Source organism: Kitasatospora sp. NPDC001664, from assembly GCF_053596675.1.
Window position 1 is genome coordinate 46,674 of the sequence record NZ_JBSFGS010000019.1, and the last position, 17,037, is coordinate 63,710.

Below are 17,037 nucleotides of genomic sequence, written 5' to 3' on the forward strand. Positions count from 1 at the left end.
GATCCTATGGCCCGGCGGGGACATCCCCGTGTCGCCGCGAGCGGGCGGTCGTACGATCACGGGAGCACCACCGCAGCACCACGACGTGATCTCGCAGTGACCCTCGAACGGCAGGAGCACCATGACCGACGCGGCCCCGATCCTGAACGTCCCGCAGGACGTGCTCGACCACTTCGCCAAGCTGGGCGTCGACCCCTCCACCTTCAGCGGCGGCCACCTCGGCGACCGGCTGGGGATCAAGGTGGTGGAGGCCAGCGCGGACCGGGTGGTCGGCACCATGCCGGTGGAGGGCAACCAGCAGCCGTACGGGCTGCTGCACGGCGGGGCCTCGGCGGCGCTGGCCGAGACGCTGGGTTCGATCGGCGCGATGCTGCACGCCGGCCCCGGCCGGTACGCGGTCGGGGTGGACCTGAACGCGACTCACCACCGGTCCGCCACCTCGGGGTTGGTGACGGGCGTGGCCACCGCGGTGTTCAAGGGACGGACCGCGGCCACCTACGAGATCGCGATCACGGACGACACCGGCAAGCGGATCACCAGCTGCCGGCTGACCTGCATGCTCCGCGACCTCTGACCGCACGAGCCCCCGCACGTCCGCGCGCTCTTCCCGCGCGCCCCCCACGCCCCCTTGTTTGGCACCTGTCCGCACCGGGCAGGAAGCTGCCGGACGAGGGGGCGCTGGCATGTCCGGGGACGGGCTCGGGCCGTTGGAGGCCGGGGACGGCACGGTGCGGACCGAGGGCGGTCCGACCGGCCGACTGGCGCGCGCGCAGCGGGAGTTGGGGCTCCGGCGGCGGTACGCGCTCCTGGCCCTCGCGGTCGCCGTCGTCGCCCTGCTGGTCTTCCGCGCGCTGGAGCGCGACCCGCCCGCCCGGGCCGCACCGCCGCCGGTCCCGTACCCGGCCCAGGTAACCAGGCTGACGGTGACGGCCGAGGGGCGGGCCGAGGGCAGGCACCTGCTGGTGTCGGCCGAGCTCCGGGTGGAGGGGGACGCCCCGGTGGACCTGCTGGCGGTGGGCCAGCCGTACCCGGGGATCAGCCTCGCGGTGCGGGGCGGACTGCCGCTCACCGCGGCGGCCGGACGGCCGCTGCTCCTGCGGCTCGAGTACGACCTGACGGACTGTTCGACCGTACCCATCGGAGTGGGACTGCCCTACATCGATGTAACGCTGCGTAACACCCGCGCAATCCAGACGGTGAGTCAGATCCCGGGGGCGGTTTACTCCGAATCACTGGCCCACTGGCTCGGATCGGCCTGCCGAAGTTCCGATATCCGGACGGCTCCGGCCGAAACCGTCTCTCCGGACGGCGGCGTCCGATAACCGGACGGATCGCCGACCACCTGCATTTCTGGCGGCAATTCAGGTCCACGGACGGGTCAAGCTCCTGTCAAGGACCCGGGAACAGTGGGCGAACGACCACCATGTGAGATTAATCCGCCGTGTCCTCATAACAAGAGAATCACAGCCTGTCCGCACCCCTGCCCGAGCCGCGAAATGCGCTCTAGAGTCACGGCCAGTCACCGCGCCACACAATCGGGCCTGGCCCCAGCGCGCGACGAGCACCCCGTCACATCCGGCCCGGTGCTTTTCCTCAGAAAGGGAACCCTCGTGCGTAATCGTTCACTGCTTGTCGTGAGCATCGCGGTCGCCGGAGCGCTCACGGTCTCCGCCTGCGGCTCGCGCGGTGAGAAGAAGGCCGAAGAAGGCGCCGCCGGCGGCAGCGTCAAGGTCGTCATCGGTGTCGACGCGCCCCTGACCGGCAAGCTCTCCGCCCTCGGCCTCGGCATCAAGAACTCCGCCGACCTCGCGGTGAAGAAGGCCAACAAGGACAAGACCGTCCCCGGCGTGACCTTCGAGCTGGAGGCCCTGGACGACCAGGCCAACCCGTCCTCGGGCCAGCAGAACGCCACCAAGCTGGTCGGCAACAAGGACGTCCTCGGCGTCGTCGGCCCGCTCAACTCCGGTGTCTCGCTGACCATGCAGAGCGTCTTCAACGACGCCAAGCTGGCCCAGGTCTCCCCCGCCAACACCAACCCGCAGCTGTCCCTCGGCGCGGACTGGGGCAAGCAGAGCTTCAAGCGCATGTACGCCTCGTACTTCCGCACCGCCACCACCGACGTGGTGCAGGGCAAGTTCGCCGCGCAGTACCTCTACAACGACGCCAAGAAGACCAAGGTCTTCGTCATCGACGACAAGAAGACCTACGGCGCCGGCCTCGCGAACATCTTCCTGGAGGAGTTCAAGAAGCTGGGCGGCCAGGTCGTCGGCACCGAGCACATCAACCCCGACGACAAGGACTTCTCCGCGGTCGCGACCAAGGTCAAGTCCTCCGGCGCCGACTCGGTCTACTACGGCGGCGAGTACCCCGAGGGCGGCCCGCTCAGCGGCCAGATCAAGAAGGCCGGCGCCACCGTCCCGGTCTTCGGCGGTGACGGCCTCTACGACGACGAGTTCATCAAGCTCGCCAACGGCCAGGCCGAGAACGACCTCGCCACCTCGGTCGGCGCCCCGGTCGAGCAGCTGGACTCCGCCAAGGCCTTCATCGAGGGCTACAAGGCGGCCGGCTACCCGGAGCCGTACGCGGCCTACGGCGGCTACTCCTACGACGCCGCCTGGTCGATCGTCGAGGCCGTCAAGGCCGTGGTCGCGGCCAACGGCGGCAAGCTCCCGTCCGACGCCCGCGCCAAGGTGATCGACGCGCTCGGCAAGGTCTCCTTCGAGGGCGCCACCGGCAAGGTCTCCTTCGACCAGTACGGCGACACCACCAACAAGCAGCTGACCGTCTACCAGGTCAAGGACGGCAAGTGGGCCGCCGTGAAGAGCGGCACCTACACCGGCTGAACCGGCTGAACCGGTCCGGCTTCTGACGCCGGGTCACCAGAGTCACACCATGCAGCACCCGGGCGGGGGCGCCAACAGCACCCCCGCCCGTCCCATACCCCACACCACGGAGGCCTGCGGTGCACGAACTGCCGCAAAACCTGGCCAACGGCCTGATGCTCGGGCTGATGTACGGCCTGATCGCCGTCGGCTACACGATGGTCTACGGCATCGTCCAGCTGATCAACTTCGCCCACGGCGAGATCTTCATGGTCGGCGGCTTCGGCGCGCTGACCGCATACCTGCTCCTGCCGTCCGGCACCTCGCTCTGGCTGGCCCTGCCCCTGATGATCGTCGGCGGCGTGATCGTCTCCGTCCTGGTCGCGACCGGCGCCGAGCGCCTGGCGTACCGGCCGCTGCGCACCGCACCCCGGCTCGCCCCACTGATCACCGCGATCGGCCTCTCGATCACCCTCCAGCAGGTGGTCTGGCGCTTCTACCCCGACGCCAAGAAGGCCCGCACCTTCCCGCACTTCCAGGGCGACGCGATCGACCTCGGTGCCTTCACCCTGCAGCGCAACGACCTCTTCCTGCTGGTCGCCGCCCCGCTCTGCATGATCATCCTCGGCGCCTTCGTCCGGATGACCCGCACCGGCCGCGCCATGCAGGCCACCTCGCAGGACCCGGACACCGCCAAGCTGATGGGCATCAACACCGACCGGATCATCGTGGTCGCCTTCGCGATCGGTGCCGCGTTCGCCGCCATCGCCGCGGTCGCGCACGGACTCCGGTACGGCCAGGTCGAGTTCACCATGGGCTTCATCGCCGGACTCAAGGCCTTCACCGCCGCCGTGCTCGGCGGCATCGGCAACATCTACGGCGCCATGCTCGGCGGCCTGGTGCTCGGCGTCGCCGAGTCGCTGGCCACCGCCTACATCCAGCACGTCCCCGGCCTCGACCAGCTCGGCGGTGCCAGCTGGGCCAACGTCTGGGCGTTCGTACTCCTCATCGTCGTGCTCCTGGTGAGACCACAAGGTCTGCTGGGCGAGCGCGTCGCAGACCGGGCGTGAGGCCGCGATGACCACCACCTTCCTCCCCGCTCCCGTCGCCCGCGCCGTCACGGCCGCCGGCGCCGTGCTCACCGCCGCCTCGTCCATGCTCGCCTGGACCTGGACCGACGAGTTCCCCGGCGACCTCACGTACGACTTCTCCCCGGCCGGCCTGCAGTGGGTCGCCCTCGGCTCCGGCCTGGTGACGCTGCTCTTCGTGCTCACCTCCTACGGCGTGCGCGGCCTGCAGTGGCTCGTCCCGGCCGGCTCCGCCTGGCCGCTGCGGCTGCTCGCCCTGGGCGCCGTACTGAGCTCCTGGCTCTCGGTCACGATGATCTCCTACCAGCTCGGCGGGCTGGCCAACCTGGAGCCCGGCGGCTGGGTGCTCGCCGTCGGCTCGCTGCTCACCCTGGCCGCCTTCGCGCTGCCGGAGGACCGACGCCCCGTCAGCGCCCCCAAGCCGCTGAGCTCCTGGGCCGAGGTCCTGGTGATCGTCGCCGTCTTCGCGGTCGGCCTGCTGCTGTTCGCCTTCGGCATCGGCGCCGAGAAGGAGCTGTTCTCCAGCTACCTGTTCGCCGTGGTGCCCAGCGCGATCGCGCTGGCCCAGGCCGGACTGCTGCGCCGCTTCAGCGACCTGACGGCCCGTCACCGCGCGGTCACCACCGCCGGGGCCTTCGCCGCCGCGGCCGCCTTCCCGTTCACCCAGTCCAGCGAGCTCTACATCCTGGTCGGGGTCAACATCCTGGTCTTCGCCACGGTGGCGCTCGGCCTGAACGTCGTGGTCGGCCTCACCGGTCTGCTCGACCTCGGCTACGTCGCCTTCCTCGGCGTCGGCGCCTACGCCGCCGCCCTGGTCTCCGGCTCGCAGTTCTCGGTCTTCCGGGGCTGGCAGGCGCCGTTCCCGCTGGCCGTGCTGATCGGCGCGGTCGCCGCCCTGGTCTTCGGCGTGCTGATCGGCGCACCGACCCTGCGGCTGCGCGGCGACTACCTCGCCATCGTCACGCTGGGCTTCGGCGAGATCTTCCGGATCGCCATGAACAACATGGACGGCACCTCCGGCCCGAGCATCACCAACGGCCCGAACGGCATCGGCGCGATCCCCCAGGTCAACATCCTGGGCTTCGACTTCGGCCAGCCGCACGACCTGTTCGGACTCGAGGTCGGCAAGTTCTCCAACTACCTGCTGCTGATGCTGGCCGTCACCGCGATCGTGGTGCTGGTCTTCAGCCGGGTCTCCGACTCCCGGATCGGCCGCTCCTGGGTCGCCATCCGCGAGGACGAGACCGCCGCCGAGGCCATGGGCATCAACGGCTTCCGGGTCAAGCTGATCGCCTTCGCGCTCGGCGCCACCCTGGCCGGCATGGCCGGCGCCGTCCAGGCCCACGTGCAGAGCGCCGTGACCCCCGAGGTCTACGTCTTCGCCGGGCCCGTCCCGCCGAACTCGGCCTTCCTGCTCGCCGCCGTCATCCTCGGCGGCATGGGCACCATCAGCGGCCCGCTGCTCGGCGCCAGCCTGCTCTACCTGATCCCGGCCAAGCTGGAGTTCCTGAAGGACTACCAGCTGCTGGCCTTCGGCGTCGCCCTGATCCTGCTGATGCGCCTGCGCCCGGCCGGCCTGGTCGCCGGACGCCGCCAGCAGCTGGAGTACGAGAGCGCCGACATCCCCGCCCAGGCCACGCCCGGCGACACCGTCCTCACCAAGGCAGGGGCGTGAACACCCAGATGAGCACCACCACCACGACCGAGACGGTGCTGGACGCCCGCGGCGTCACCATGAAGTTCGGCGGCCTCACCGCCGTCAACAACGTGGACCTCACCGTCAACGCGGGTGAGATCGTCGGTCTGATCGGCCCCAACGGCGCCGGCAAGACCACCTTCTTCAACTGCCTGACCGGCCTGTACGTCCCGACCGAGGGCACCGTCAGCTACAAGGGCACCGTGCTGCCGCCCAAGCCGCACCTGGTGACCCAGGCCGGCATCGCCCGCACCTTCCAGAACATCCGGCTGTTCGCCAACATGACCGTGCTGGAGAACGTCCTGGTCGGCCGGCACAGCCGCACCAAGGAGGGCCTGTTCTCGGCCATCCTGCGCGGCCCCGGCTACCACCGGGCCGAGGCGGCCAGCCGCCAACGGGCCATGGAGCTCCTGGAGTTCACCGGCCTGGCGGCCAAGGCCGACCACCTGGCCCGCAACCTGCCCTACGGCGAGCAGCGCAAGCTGGAGATCGCCCGCGCGCTGGCCAGCGACCCCGGCCTGCTGCTGCTGGACGAGCCGACCGCCGGCATGAACCCCCAGGAGACCAACGCCGCCGAGGAGTTGGTGTTCGCCATCCGCGACCTCGGGATCGCGATCCTGGTGATCGAGCACGACATGAAGTTCATCTTCAACCTCTGCGACCGGACGGCCGTCCTGGTGCAGGGTCAGAAGATCGTCGAGGGCGACAAGGAGACCGTCCAGGGCGACGAGCGGGTCATCACGGCCTACCTCGGCGCACCCCTGGAGACCGCCACCGACACCACTGGTTCCACCAGCACCACCGGCACCGACTCGCAGGCGGGAGACGCCGAATGACCGCGCTGCTCGAGGTCCAGGACCTCCGCGTCGCCTACGGCAAGATCGAGGCCGTCAAGGGCATCAGCTTCACCGCGAACCAGGGCGAGGTCACCACCCTGATCGGCACCAACGGCGCCGGCAAGACCACCACCCTGCGCACCCTCTCCGGCCTGCTCAAGCCGACCGGCGGGACCATCACCTTCGACGGGCAGCCGCTGGGCTCCGTCCCCGCGCACAAGATCGTCGCGCTCGGACTGGCCCACTCCCCCGAGGGCCGGCACATCTTCCCGCGGATGACCATCGAGGAGAACCTCCTCCTCGGTGCCTTCCTCCGCAAGGACACCGCCGGCATCGCCGAGGACGTGGAGCGCGCCTACACGCTCTTCCCGATCCTCGGCGAGCGCCGCAAGCAGGCGGCCGGCACGCTCTCCGGCGGCGAGCAGCAGATGCTCGCCATGGGGCGCGCCCTGATGTCCCGTCCGAAGCTGCTGATGCTGGACGAGCCCTCCATGGGCCTGTCCCCGCTGATGATGCAGAAGATCATGGCCACCATCGTCGAGCTCAAGGCGGCCGGCACCACCATCCTGCTGGTGGAGCAGAACGCGCAGGCCGCGCTCTCGCTCTCCGACCGGGGCTACGTGATGGAGATCGGCAAGATCGTCCTCACCGGCAGCGGCCGCGAGCTGCTGGGCAACGACGAGGTCCGCAAGGCCTACCTCGGCGAGGACTGACCCCCCGTCACGGCGAAGGCCCGCCCCTCCTCGGAGGGGCGGGCCTTCGCCGTGCTTGCCGCGGGGCCGGGGCTCAGGCCTCGGCCGCCTCGGCCTTCTTCTTGTCCTGGGCGTGGCCCTCCTCGATCACGGCCTCCGCGACGGCGGCCATGGTCATCCTGCGGTCCATCGAGGTCTTCTGGATCCAGCGGAAGGCGGCGGGCTCGGTCAGGCCGAACTTGGTCTGCAGGACGCTCTTGGCACGGTCCACCAGCTTCCGGGTCTCCAGGCGCTGGGTGAGGTCGGCGATCTCCTCCTCCAGCGTGCGCATCTCGGTGTAGCGGGAGACCGCCATCTCGATCGCGGGGACCAGGTCGCTCTTGCTGAACGGCTTCACGATGTAGGCCATCGCCCCGGCGTCCCGGGCCCGGTCCACCAGCTCGCGCTGCGAGAACGCGGTCAGCATCAGCACCGGCGCCAGGTGCGCCTCGTGGATCTGCTCGGCCGCCGAGAGCCCGTCCAGCACCGGCATCTTGACGTCCAGGATGGCCAGGTCGGGCCTCAACTCCTCGACCAGCTTCACGGCGGTGGCGCCGTCCCCGGCCTCACCGACGACGGTGTAGCCCTCCTCCTCGAGCATCTCCTTCAGGTCGAGGCGGATCAGCGCCTCGTCCTCGGCGATGACGATGCGGGTGATCTGGGGCGAGTCGGTGTCAAGCGGCTGTGCCTGCTCGTCGGCGGTGCTCACGGGGCTCCTCGTTCCGGCGGGGTGCTGCATGGACGAGCCTACCTAGCTGCACCAGAAGGCGCGCACAGGGTATCCTTCTGAGCGCTCACCCCCGCCGGGTTGGTGGAACGGCATACACGGATGTCTCAAACACATCTGCCCGAAAGGGCTTGCGGGTTCGAATCCCGCACCCGGCACCAGTACCTCCAGCCGTCCGACCGTCCGGGCGCTCACCACTTCGGGTGATCCCGGACGTACTCGCCCCCGGCGGGGCCGCCCTCAGCTCATCATGCGCAGCGGCAAGTCCAACGCCGAAGTCTCCCGGGCCCTCTCGGTCCCGTACGGCACCGTCGGCGGATGGAAGTGCAAGGACCGTGCGCGCGGCGGACCCACCAGGCCGCACCGACCGGCCTGCTTCCGCTGCGACGGCAGTGCCGTGGACACCGGGCAGTACACCTACCTGCTGGGTCTCTACCTCGGTGACGGCCACATCGCGCAGTCTCCCCGTCAGCGCTCACCGAGCCTCAGCATCGCCTGCGCCGAGGCCTGGCCGGGCCTCGTCGACGCGGCCGAGCGGGCCGTCCGGACGGTCCTTCCGGACAACTCGGTCTGCCGGGTGCGGCGGGCCGGCTGCCGGGACGTCAAGGTCTACTCCAAGCACCTGCCCTGTCTCTTCCCGCAGCACGGCCCCGGCAAGAAGCACGAGCGCCGGATAGCCCTCGCGCCGTGGCAGCAGGAGCTGGTGGAAGCCGAGCCCTGGGGGCTCGTCAGAGGGCTGATCCACTCCGACGGCTGCCGGATCGTCAACTGGGCCGGCAGGACGGTCGACGGGGTGGTGCGGCGGCACGAGTACCCCCGGTACTTCTTCACCAACACCTCGACGGACATCGTGGGCATCTTCACCGGGACCCTGGACCTCGTCGGCGTGGAGTGGCGGTCCGTGAACCGCACCAGGGGCGGGGTGAACGTGTCGGTGGCGCGAAGGGCGTCCGTCGAGCTGATGGACCTCCATGTCGGGCCCAAGTACTGAAGCGGGCGGGGTGCGGCCCGGGTGGGTGCACCCCGCCGGGGGTCAGTTGTCGAGTTCACCCACGTGGTGGACGCGGACGAGGTTGGTGGAGCCGGCCAGGCCGGGCGGGGAGCCCGCCGTGATGACCACGATGTCACCCTTCTGGCAGTGGCCCAGGGAGAGCAGTGCGGCGTCCACCTGGGCGACCATCTCGTCGGTGGTGGCCGCGAACGGGCCCAGGAAGGTTTCGGCACCCCAGGTGAGGGCGAGCTGGCCCTGGACGGCCGGCTCGTAGGTGAAGGCCAGCACCGGGATCGGTGAGCGGTAGCGGGTGAGGCGGCGCGCGGTGTCGCCGGACTGGGTGAAGGCGATCAGGTACTTGGCGCCCAGGAAGTCGCCGATCTCGGCCGCCGCGCGGGCGACGGCGCCGCCCTGGGTGCGCGGCTTGTTGGAGTCGGTCAGCGGCGGCAGGCCGGCCGCGAGGACGTCGTCCTCGACGGCGCTGATGATGCGGGCCATGGTGCGGACGGTCTCGACCGGGTACTTGCCGACGGAGGTCTCGCCGGAGAGCATCACCGCGTCGGTGCCGTCCAGGACGGCGTTGGCCACGTCGGAGGCCTCGGCCCGGGTGGGCCGGGAGGCGTTGATCATCGAGTCCAGCATCTGGGTGGCGACGATGACCGGCTTGGCGTTGCGCTTGGCGAGCTTGACGGCCCGCTTCTGCACCAACGGCACGTCCTCCAGGGGCATTTCGACCCCGAGGTCGCCGCGGGCGACCATGATGCCGTCGAAGGCGTCGACGATGGACTCGAGGTTCTCCACCGCCTGCGGCTTCTCGATCTTGGCGAGGACGGGCACCGACCGGCCCTCCTCCGCCATGATCCGGCGGACGTCCTCCGCATCGGCCCCGCTTCGCACGAACGAGAGGGCGATGAGGTCGGCACCGGTCCGCAGGGCCCAGCGCAGGTCGGCGACGTCCTTGTCGCTGAGCGCGGGGACCGAGACGGCGATGCCGGGGAGGTTGAGTCCCTTGTGGTCGGAGATCAGCCCGCCCTCCAGGACGGTGCAGCGGACCCGGGGGCCGGCGACCTCGGCGACCTCCAGGCAGACCCGGCCGTCGTCGACCAGGATGCGTTCACCGGGCCGGACGTCGTCGGCCAGCCCGTCGTAGGTGGTGCCACAGGTGTCGCGGTCGCCGACCACGCCCTCCTCGACGGAGATGGTGAACTCGTCACCGCGTTCGAGGAGTACGGGACCTTCGGCGAAGGTGCCCAGTCGGATCTTCGGACCTTGGAGGTCGACCAGGACCCCGACGCTGCGGCCGGTCTCCTCGGAGGCCTTGCGGACCCGGCGGTACCGCTCCTCGTGTTCCGATTGGGAGCCGTGGCTGAGATTGAAGCGGGCGACGTCCATACCGGCGTCGACCAGGGCCTTGATCTGCTCGTACGAGTCGGCGGCAGGCCCGAGGGTGCAGACGATTTTTGCTCGGCGCATGGCTGAGAGCCTAAACATTACCGGCACGTAACTTTGCCGTTCCGGCCGACCTCACCATGGCGGTTGTCGAACGATTCGGTGAACGACGTGACACATCGTTAGTTCTCGGACCGTGAGGCCGAGTTGGTGCTGACGTACCGGAACCGATGCGGTTCCGTGAAGGCTTGTTCACCCTCGGTTCACCCTCGGTTCGGGTGCCGCTCCCGACTTGGCGGGAATCTCAAGGTCCTGAAGTGCCGCTGGTGGGGGAAGGGTTGACGATGAGAGGACGAGTCATCGGCGTACTTGCGGCGCTGGTGCTGCTGGGCGGGGTGGCATTCGCGCTGCTCCGTCCGGAATCCGGACCGGGGCTCGCCGAAGTGCGGATCCTGATCGGTTCGGAGAAGGCGGAGTTCTTCAACGACCCCGAAGTGGCCGCCGAGTTCCGGGCCAAGGGGTTCGAGGTGAGGAGCCAGACCATCGGCTCCTGGTCGATGGCGAACGCGAAGCTGGACGGCTACGGAATGGTCTTCCCGGCCAGCCGGGGGCCGGCCGAGGAGGTGGCCAAGAAGCGCGGCATCACCACCGAGCCGGTCCGGCCGTTCTACTCGCCGCTGGTGGTGATCGCGCGTCCGAACGTGGCCGCCCTGCTGGTCGACAAGGGCTACGCCACCCACAAGGACAACCAGGCCTGGAAGTTGGACATGGCCAAGTACCTGGAGGCCGTGGGCAACGACGTCCGGTGGGACAAGATCAAGGAGCCGCAGGTCATCCCGGAGCTGGCCGGCGACCTCTACGTGACCAGCACCGACCCGGCCACCTCCTCCTCCGGTGCGCTCTACCTGGCCGCGGCCGCCTACGTGAAGAACGGCAACCGGGTGGTCTCCGACGCCGCCGGGGTGCAGGCCGTCGCCCCGCTGCTGCGCAAGCTGACGGCCAAGCAGGGTGACCAGAAGACCAGTTCGGACGGCCCCTTCAAGGACTTCCTGAGCGGGGTCGGCAATCCCCTGGTGCTGACCTACGAGTCCCAGGTGGCCTCGCTGGTGGCGCACGGGACCACGGTGAAGGACCTGGTGGTGCTCTACCCGGACACCACCGTTTCGAGTGACCACACGGCGGTCGCCTTGACGCCGGACGGGCAGAAGATCGCCGAACTGCTGCGGGACGACCCGAAATTGATCAACCTGGCGGCGCTGCACGGCTTCCGCCCGCAGGCCGACCCCGGGGCGTTCGCCCGGGCGCTCAAGGAACCGAACCCGACCACGGCCTTCGTGCCGGGGCTGTCCGAGGCCGGGATCGTGCAGGCCCAGCCGCCGACGGTCGAGGTGCTGGCCCAGCTGGTCGACGCCGCCAAGGGGAAGTGAGGCAGGGGATGAGGGGGGACGGAGTGCTGCGACGGATCGCACCCGCCGTGCTGGCGCTGGCGCTGGCCGGGACGGGCTGCACGAGCGAGGGCGGGGACGGCGGCGGCGGGACGGCGCAGCCGAAGGACGGCGTGCTCCGGGTCCTGGCGGGGAGTGAACTCCAGGACATGGCGGCCGTGTTGGCGGACGCCAAGGCGGCGACCGGGGTCACGGTGCAGTTCACCTGGACCGGTTCGCTGGACGGGGCCGACACGGTGGCCTCGGGGCAGGCGGACGGCAAGTACGACGCGGTCTGGTTCCCGTCCAACCACTACCTGCGGCTGGACGAGGCGGGCAAGGGCAAGCTGCTCTCCGAGACGCCGGTGATGAGCACGCCGGTGGCGGTCGGGGTGCGGTCCACCATGCTGAGCGAGCTGGGCTGGGGCGACGGCTCGCAGGTCACCTGGGGGAAGATCGGCGAGGCGGCGGTGGCGGGCAAGCTCAGCTACGGCATGGCCGACCCGTCCCGCTCCAACTCCGGATTCTCCGCGCTGGTCGCGCTGGCCTCGGCCTTCTCGGGGGCCGGCTCGGCCCTCACCGACGCCGACGTGGCCAAGGCCGCACCGCAGTTGAAGCAGTTCTTCAGCGGACAGAAGCTGACCTCGGGCTCCTCGGGCTGGCTGGCGGAGGCCTACCAGAAGGCCGCCAAGCAGAACGAGACCAAGGTCGGCGCCCTGGTCAACTACGAGTCGGTGCTGCTCTCGATGAACCGCACCCTGCCCGCCGAGGACCGGCTCACCGTGGTCCGGCCGGTGGACGGGGTGGTCTCGGCCGACTACCCGCTCAGCCTGCTGGCCTCGGCCGGCAAGCCCGCGCAGGACTCCTTCCAGCGCCTCGGCCGCTACCTGCTCGACCCCAAGGCGCAGCAGCGGATGACCGAGGAGACCCTGCGCCGCCCGGTGGCCACCGGGGTGGCGCCGGCCGCCGGTCTGCCCGCCGACCGGCGCCGGGAGCTGCCGTTCCCGGGCACCCGGGCGGTGGCGGACGGACTGCTGACGGCGTACCAGAACGAGCTACGCCGCCCGTCGCGGACGGTGTACGTGCTGGACACCTCGGGCTCGATGAAGGGGGCCCGGCTGGAGTCGCTGAAGGCCGCGATGGCCCGGCTGACGGGGGCCCAGGACCCGCGCGGACAGCGGCGGTTCCGCCAGCGCGAGGAGGTGACGGTGGTCGAGTTCGCCTCGGTGGTGAAGTCGGAGCGGACCTACCGGATCCCGGCCGGGCCGCCGGAGGCGGAGCTGGCCCGCATCCAGCAGGAGGTCCAGGGCCTGACCGCGGACGGCGGCACGGCGGTGTACAGCAGCCTGAAGGAGGCCTTCGAGCTGGTGGCCCGTCAGCGGGCGGAGAGCAACGACGACCGCTTCACCTCGATCGTGGTGATGACGGACGGGGAGAGCAACGAGGGCCTCAAGGACCAGGAGTTCCGCGCCTGGTACGGGGGGTTGTCCGGGGCGGCGCGGGCGGTGCCGGTCTTCCCGATCCTGTTCGGCGACGCGGCGACCGGTCAGCTCCAGGGCATCGCGGACCTGACGGGCGGGAAGCTGTTCGACGGGCGGGGCTCGCTGGACGGGGCGTTCGAGGAGATCCGTGGGTATCAGTGACCGGCTGCTGGGGTACCTGGAGTCGCCGCGCAACCTGATCGGGTGCGCGGCGGGCACCGGGGGCCTGGCGCTGTACTTCGCGGGGGCGGCCGGGCCGTGGTGGCCCGCCGTCGTCGCGGGGCTGTACGGGGCGGGCGCGCTGCTCGCCCCCCGGCGGTGGCCGTGGGACCGTCAGGAGGGCGGTGGCGCGCCCGAGGTGGAGGCCGCGCCCGGGCCCGCGGGCGGGGCGGTCGGGCCGACGCCGACGCCGACGCCGGTGCCGCGGCCCGTGCCGAAGCCGCCACGGCCCAAGGCGCTGCCCTCCGAGCTCCGGGCGGAGCTAGCGGTGCTGCGGGAGCGGGCGGCGGCCGTCGGGCTGCCGTCCTCGGTGGACGCGGAGGGGCTGTTCGCGGCGCTGGCGAGGGCGGAGGCCGGGCCGGCCCGGCAGCTGCTCCTCCGGGAGCTGCCGCTCGCGCTCGACGGCTACGTGCGGGCCCGCAGCTGGGAGACGCTGGTCCCCGGCGGGGTCGACCCGACGGCGGCCCTCAAGGCCGAGCTGGAGCGGCTCGCCGGTCTCCTCTGAGGCCGCCCACCCGCCGGTCCGGGCCACCGGGCCACCGGGCCACCGGCGGCGAGGTTACTGCCGGGTTGCCCTTGCGGACACCCCGGGTCGTCCCTCGCCGGTGACCGTCCGGCCCTGGTGTCACTCCCGTCACTGCGGGCAGGCTTGGCCTCACCAGCAGACCGGAGAGGACCGCCCCAGGTGACCGCCGCCCCACCGCATCCGCCGGTGCCGACGGCCACCTCCCCCGGACGGCGCCGTGCCCGCCTGCGCGCCCGCCTGCGCCCGTGCCTGCGGTCACTCCTGCGGCTGCTCCAGCACTCCCGCCAGCTCGGCCCGCCGCTTGATGCCCAACTTCCGGAAGCTGTTGGTCAGGTGGGTCTCCACCGTGCGCAGCGCCAGGTGCAGCAGCTCGGCGATCTCCGGGTTGGAGTTGCCCTCCGCCGCCAGTCGGCAGACCCGCTGCTCGCCGGCGGTCAGGGCGCCCGCGCCGGTCTGCCGCTGCCGGTCGGTCCGTGCCCCGGAGGCCAGCAGCAGGTCGGCGGCGACGGCGCGCAGCCGGACCGCGCCGATCCGTTCTGCCCGGCTGACCGCCTCCCGCAGGGCCTCCCGGGCAGCCGCGCGCTGCCCGCTGCCGCCGAGCAGCCCGCCGAGGGTGGTCAGCGCGGGGATGAGCTCGACGTCCAGCCCGTCCGCGCGCAGCAGCCGCACCGACTCCTGGACGGTGGCCAGCCCCTGCCGTCCGCCGGTGGCGGCGCCGAGCACCCGCAGGGCCCGGCCGACGGTCCGCGGGGTGTCCCAGACGCGGGCCAGGCGGAGCTCCTCGGCGGCGAGTTCGGCCGCCGGGCCGACCTGACCGAGCATCAGGTGGCAGTCGGCGGCGGCCGAGCGCCAGGGGGTGACGATCGGGCTCAGCACCTGGCGCTCCAGCTGGCGGCGCCCGCAGTCCAGCAGGTCGGCCAGCGCCTCCTCGGCCCGTCCGTCGGCGAGCCGCAGCAGGCCGCGGGCGTAGACGAGTTCGTTCAGCTCCCAGGAGGAGGGGCCGCCCGGCGGGCTGTCCTCGAAGCCGGCCGCGATCAGCTGCCGGGCCTGCACCGGGTGCCCGGTCTCGCAGAGGGCGAGCACGGCCTGGGAGGTGAGGTGGGCGTTGCCCAGGCTGAGCACGCCGCGCTGGTCGGAGGCGGCGGCCAGCTCCTGCAGCATCAGGGAGAACTGACCGCGCATCATCCGGCTCTCGGCCCGCACGCTGAGCAGGCACTGGTAGGCCGGGTGGAGCTTGGCGCCCCGGTGCGCGGTCAGGCCCTCGGCGACCAGCCGGTCCGCCAGGTCCAGCCGGTCGGCCCACTGGGCCAGGGTGGCGGCGGAGGCGGTGAGGTAGCTGGCGGAGAAGCTGTCCATCGGCTGGGCGGTCAACTCGACCACCCGGCGGGAGACCTCGGTGGCCGAGAGCCGTCCGCTGGTGGCGTCGAACTCGGTCAGCAGGCTGTAGGCGGCCGGGGCCACGCCGGTGGCCGAGCGGGCCTCGATCCGGCGCACGCCGTCCACCACCTGGAGCCAGCTCTCGCCGTCGTGGGAGGCGATCATCGCGGTGGCGGCGTGCACGGCGTGGGCCAGGTCGGAGCGGTCGGCGAAGCGCTCGGCCAGGTCCTCCAGCACGTCCAGGGCGGCGGCGGTCTCGCCGCGGCCGGCCAGCGCCACGCCCAGTGCGTTGGCGGCCTCGAAGACCGCCTCGTCGGAGCGGTGCAGCCGGACCGCCTCGGCCAGGTGGCGGGTGCCGTTGACGGACTCCGGCGGCCCCAGGGCCACCTCCAGGCAGCCGAGTTCGACCAGGACGGAGCCCCGGCGGCACTGGCTGAGCGGCTCCCGCAGCGCGCGCCGCAGCAGCCGCACCGCGTACTCGCGGTCGCCGTCGCGCTGGGTCTGCCGGGCGGTGCCGATCAGCACGTCGGCGGCCCACTCGGCGCCGCACACCTCGGTGTGCAGCAGCTGTTCGGCGACCAGGTCGTCCGGCGCGCCGCGGCCGTAGAGCAGGGTGGCGACGCCCCGGTGCAGTTCGGCCCGGCGCTGGTCGCTCCAGCCGGCGAGCAGGGCGGTGGCCAGCCAGGGGTGGGCGAACTCCGGCAGCGCGCCGCCGCGGCCGGGGCGCAGCAGGCCGACGGCCTGCAGGCCGTGCAGCCAGTCCGGGAGCCAGCCGGAGAGGTCGGGGCCCTCGGACGGCCCGGCGTGCCCGGCGTGCCCGGGGTACTCGGGGTGCTCCGAGCGGTCCGGTCGGCCGGTGCGGCCCGACTGGGCGGCGACCAGGTCGGCCAGGCCGACCGAGCCGGTGCGGGTACCGCTGAGCTGGGCGAGGGTGCGGGCGGCGGTGGCGGCCGGCTCGCCGACGCGCTCCAGCCAGTGGCCGACCGCCTCGCGGAAGGCGCCGGTCGGCACCGGGCCGAGTCCGTCGCCGACCGGGCGGCCGTCCGGGCAGGTGAGGGCGGTGAGCAGCAGCGGCAGTCCGGCGGTGGCCCGGTGGCACTCCTGGACCAGGCGGTCCGGCACCGGGCGTTCGAGCCGTGCGGTGAGCAGGGCCGCGGTGCCGGCCTGGCTGAGCGGTGCGAGGCGGCGGGTCTGCAGCACGGCGGCGGGCAGGCCGGCGCCGAACGGCGGCCTGCGGTCCGCCCGTCCGGCGTCCCGGCGCTCCGTCACCACCAGCAGCACGGGCAGCTGGTGGAGCCGGCGGGCGAGCTGGCGCAGCCAGTCGGCGGAGGCCGGGTCGGCGTGCTGGACGTCGTCCACCAGGAGCAGCAGCGGGCGCCGTACGGCGGTCTCGCGGAGCACCTCCCAGGGGGTGCGACCCTCCTCGTCGGGGACGAACTCCGGTCCGGATCCGCTGAGTTGGCGGGCCACCGCGTACGAGTGGCCGGTCTCGTCGGGGGCGCAGGCCGCCCGGCGCACCGTCATGCCCCAGGAGACGGCCGGGCCGGCGACGGCGTCCAGCAGGGCGCTGCGTCCGATGCCGGTCGGGCCGGTGAGCACCAGCAGGGTGCCGGCCCCGTGCCGGGCCAGGTCGGCCAGCCGGGCCGCCTCGGCCAGTACGGCCTGACGTTCCACCAGACCGGCCTGCACCGGGCCCAGCACCCCGGCGGCCGTGCCACCGCTGTACATCG

General features: G+C 71.9%; 14 protein-coding genes and 1 tRNA gene. 12 read left to right on the forward strand and 3 right to left on the reverse strand.

Annotated features, from left to right (window positions below):
• Window positions 1-121: 121 nt before the first annotated feature.
• The 7 genes from ACWCYY_RS25505 (at window position 122) to ACWCYY_RS25535 (ending at window position 7,155) form a co-directional block, all read left to right on the forward strand.
• Window positions 122-574: a PaaI family thioesterase gene (locus ACWCYY_RS25505; RefSeq protein ID WP_345284262.1), complete on the forward strand. Its 453-nt coding sequence runs from the start codon at window positions 122-124 to the stop codon at window positions 572-574.
• 109 nt (window positions 575-683) lie between these two features.
• Window positions 684-1,322 carry a Tat pathway signal sequence domain protein gene (locus tag ACWCYY_RS25510; RefSeq protein WP_345284264.1) on the forward strand — a complete coding sequence of 213 codons (639 nt, stop codon included), beginning with the start codon at window positions 684-686 and terminating at the stop codon, window positions 1,320-1,322.
• 288 nt (window positions 1,323-1,610) lie between these two features.
• Complete coding sequence (locus ACWCYY_RS25515; protein WP_345284266.1) at window positions 1,611-2,843, forward strand: branched-chain amino acid ABC transporter substrate-binding protein; 1,233 nt, start codon at window positions 1,611-1,613, stop codon at window positions 2,841-2,843.
• 119 nt (window positions 2,844-2,962) lie between these two features.
• The gene (locus ACWCYY_RS25520; protein WP_345284268.1) at window positions 2,963-3,892 is read left to right on the forward strand and encodes a branched-chain amino acid ABC transporter permease; all 930 of its coding nucleotides are present in this window, start codon (window positions 2,963-2,965) and stop codon (window positions 3,890-3,892) included.
• A 7-nt stretch (window positions 3,893-3,899) separates the two neighbouring features.
• Window positions 3,900-5,585 (forward strand): branched-chain amino acid ABC transporter permease, encoded by a 1,686-nt coding sequence (locus tag ACWCYY_RS25525; protein ID WP_449797358.1) that lies wholly within the window; start codon window positions 3,900-3,902, stop codon window positions 5,583-5,585.
• Between the two features lie 8 nt (window positions 5,586-5,593).
• Entirely contained in the window at window positions 5,594-6,442 is an 849-nt protein-coding gene (locus ACWCYY_RS25530) for an ABC transporter ATP-binding protein (RefSeq protein ID WP_345284361.1), read from the forward strand.
• Window positions 6,439-7,155 (forward strand): ABC transporter ATP-binding protein, encoded by a 717-nt coding sequence (locus ACWCYY_RS25535; RefSeq protein ID WP_345284272.1) that lies wholly within the window; start codon window positions 6,439-6,441, stop codon window positions 7,153-7,155. The genes ACWCYY_RS25530 and ACWCYY_RS25535 overlap by 4 nt, the downstream gene beginning before the upstream one ends.
• Before the next feature lie 73 nt (window positions 7,156-7,228).
• On the opposite strand, the gene ACWCYY_RS25540 is transcribed toward ACWCYY_RS25535, so the two are convergent.
• Complete coding sequence (locus ACWCYY_RS25540; RefSeq protein WP_345284273.1) at window positions 7,229-7,882, reverse strand: ANTAR domain-containing response regulator; 654 nt, start codon at window positions 7,880-7,882, stop codon at window positions 7,229-7,231.
• A 93-nt stretch (window positions 7,883-7,975) separates the two neighbouring features.
• On the opposite strand from ACWCYY_RS25540, the gene ACWCYY_RS25545 reads away from it, so the two are divergent.
• Together ACWCYY_RS25545 and ACWCYY_RS25550 are read left to right on the forward strand one after the other, a co-directional pair.
• Window positions 7,976-8,061, forward strand: a tRNA-Leu gene (locus ACWCYY_RS25545).
• Window positions 8,062-8,150: 89 nt separating this feature from the next.
• Window positions 8,151-8,891 (forward strand): helix-turn-helix domain-containing protein, encoded by a 741-nt coding sequence (locus tag ACWCYY_RS25550; protein ID WP_449797359.1) that lies wholly within the window; start codon window positions 8,151-8,153, stop codon window positions 8,889-8,891.
• 42 nt (window positions 8,892-8,933) lie between these two features.
• Here the strand turns inward: ACWCYY_RS25550 and pyk are convergent, their stop codons facing one another.
• Window positions 8,934-10,364 carry a pyruvate kinase gene (gene pyk / locus ACWCYY_RS25555; protein WP_449797360.1) on the reverse strand — a complete coding sequence of 477 codons (1,431 nt, stop codon included), beginning with the start codon at window positions 10,362-10,364 and terminating at the stop codon, window positions 8,934-8,936.
• 260 nt (window positions 10,365-10,624) lie between these two features.
• On the opposite strand from pyk, the gene ACWCYY_RS25560 reads away from it, so the two are divergent.
• Genes ACWCYY_RS25560 through ACWCYY_RS25570 form a run of 3 tightly spaced genes read left to right on the forward strand, consistent with a single transcriptional unit; the run spans window position 10,625 to window position 13,909 of the window.
• Window positions 10,625-11,707 carry a hypothetical protein gene (locus ACWCYY_RS25560; protein WP_449797361.1) on the forward strand — a complete coding sequence of 361 codons (1,083 nt, stop codon included), beginning with the start codon at window positions 10,625-10,627 and terminating at the stop codon, window positions 11,705-11,707.
• Between the two features lie 8 nt (window positions 11,708-11,715).
• Window positions 11,716-13,347, forward strand: a complete 1,632-nt coding sequence (locus ACWCYY_RS25565) for an extracellular solute-binding protein (protein ID WP_449797362.1) — start codon at window positions 11,716-11,718, stop codon at window positions 13,345-13,347.
• Window positions 13,334-13,909, forward strand: coding sequence for a hypothetical protein (locus ACWCYY_RS25570; RefSeq protein ID WP_345284280.1), 576 nt, complete (start codon window positions 13,334-13,336; stop codon window positions 13,907-13,909). Before ACWCYY_RS25565 ends, ACWCYY_RS25570 begins: the two co-directional genes overlap by 14 nt.
• Before the next feature lie 276 nt (window positions 13,910-14,185).
• Here ACWCYY_RS25570 and ACWCYY_RS25575 read toward each other — a convergent pair whose 3' ends face one another.
• Complete coding sequence (locus tag ACWCYY_RS25575) at window positions 14,186-17,035, reverse strand: LuxR C-terminal-related transcriptional regulator (protein WP_449797363.1); 2,850 nt, start codon at window positions 17,033-17,035, stop codon at window positions 14,186-14,188.
• Window positions 17,036-17,037: the final 2 nt, after the last annotated feature.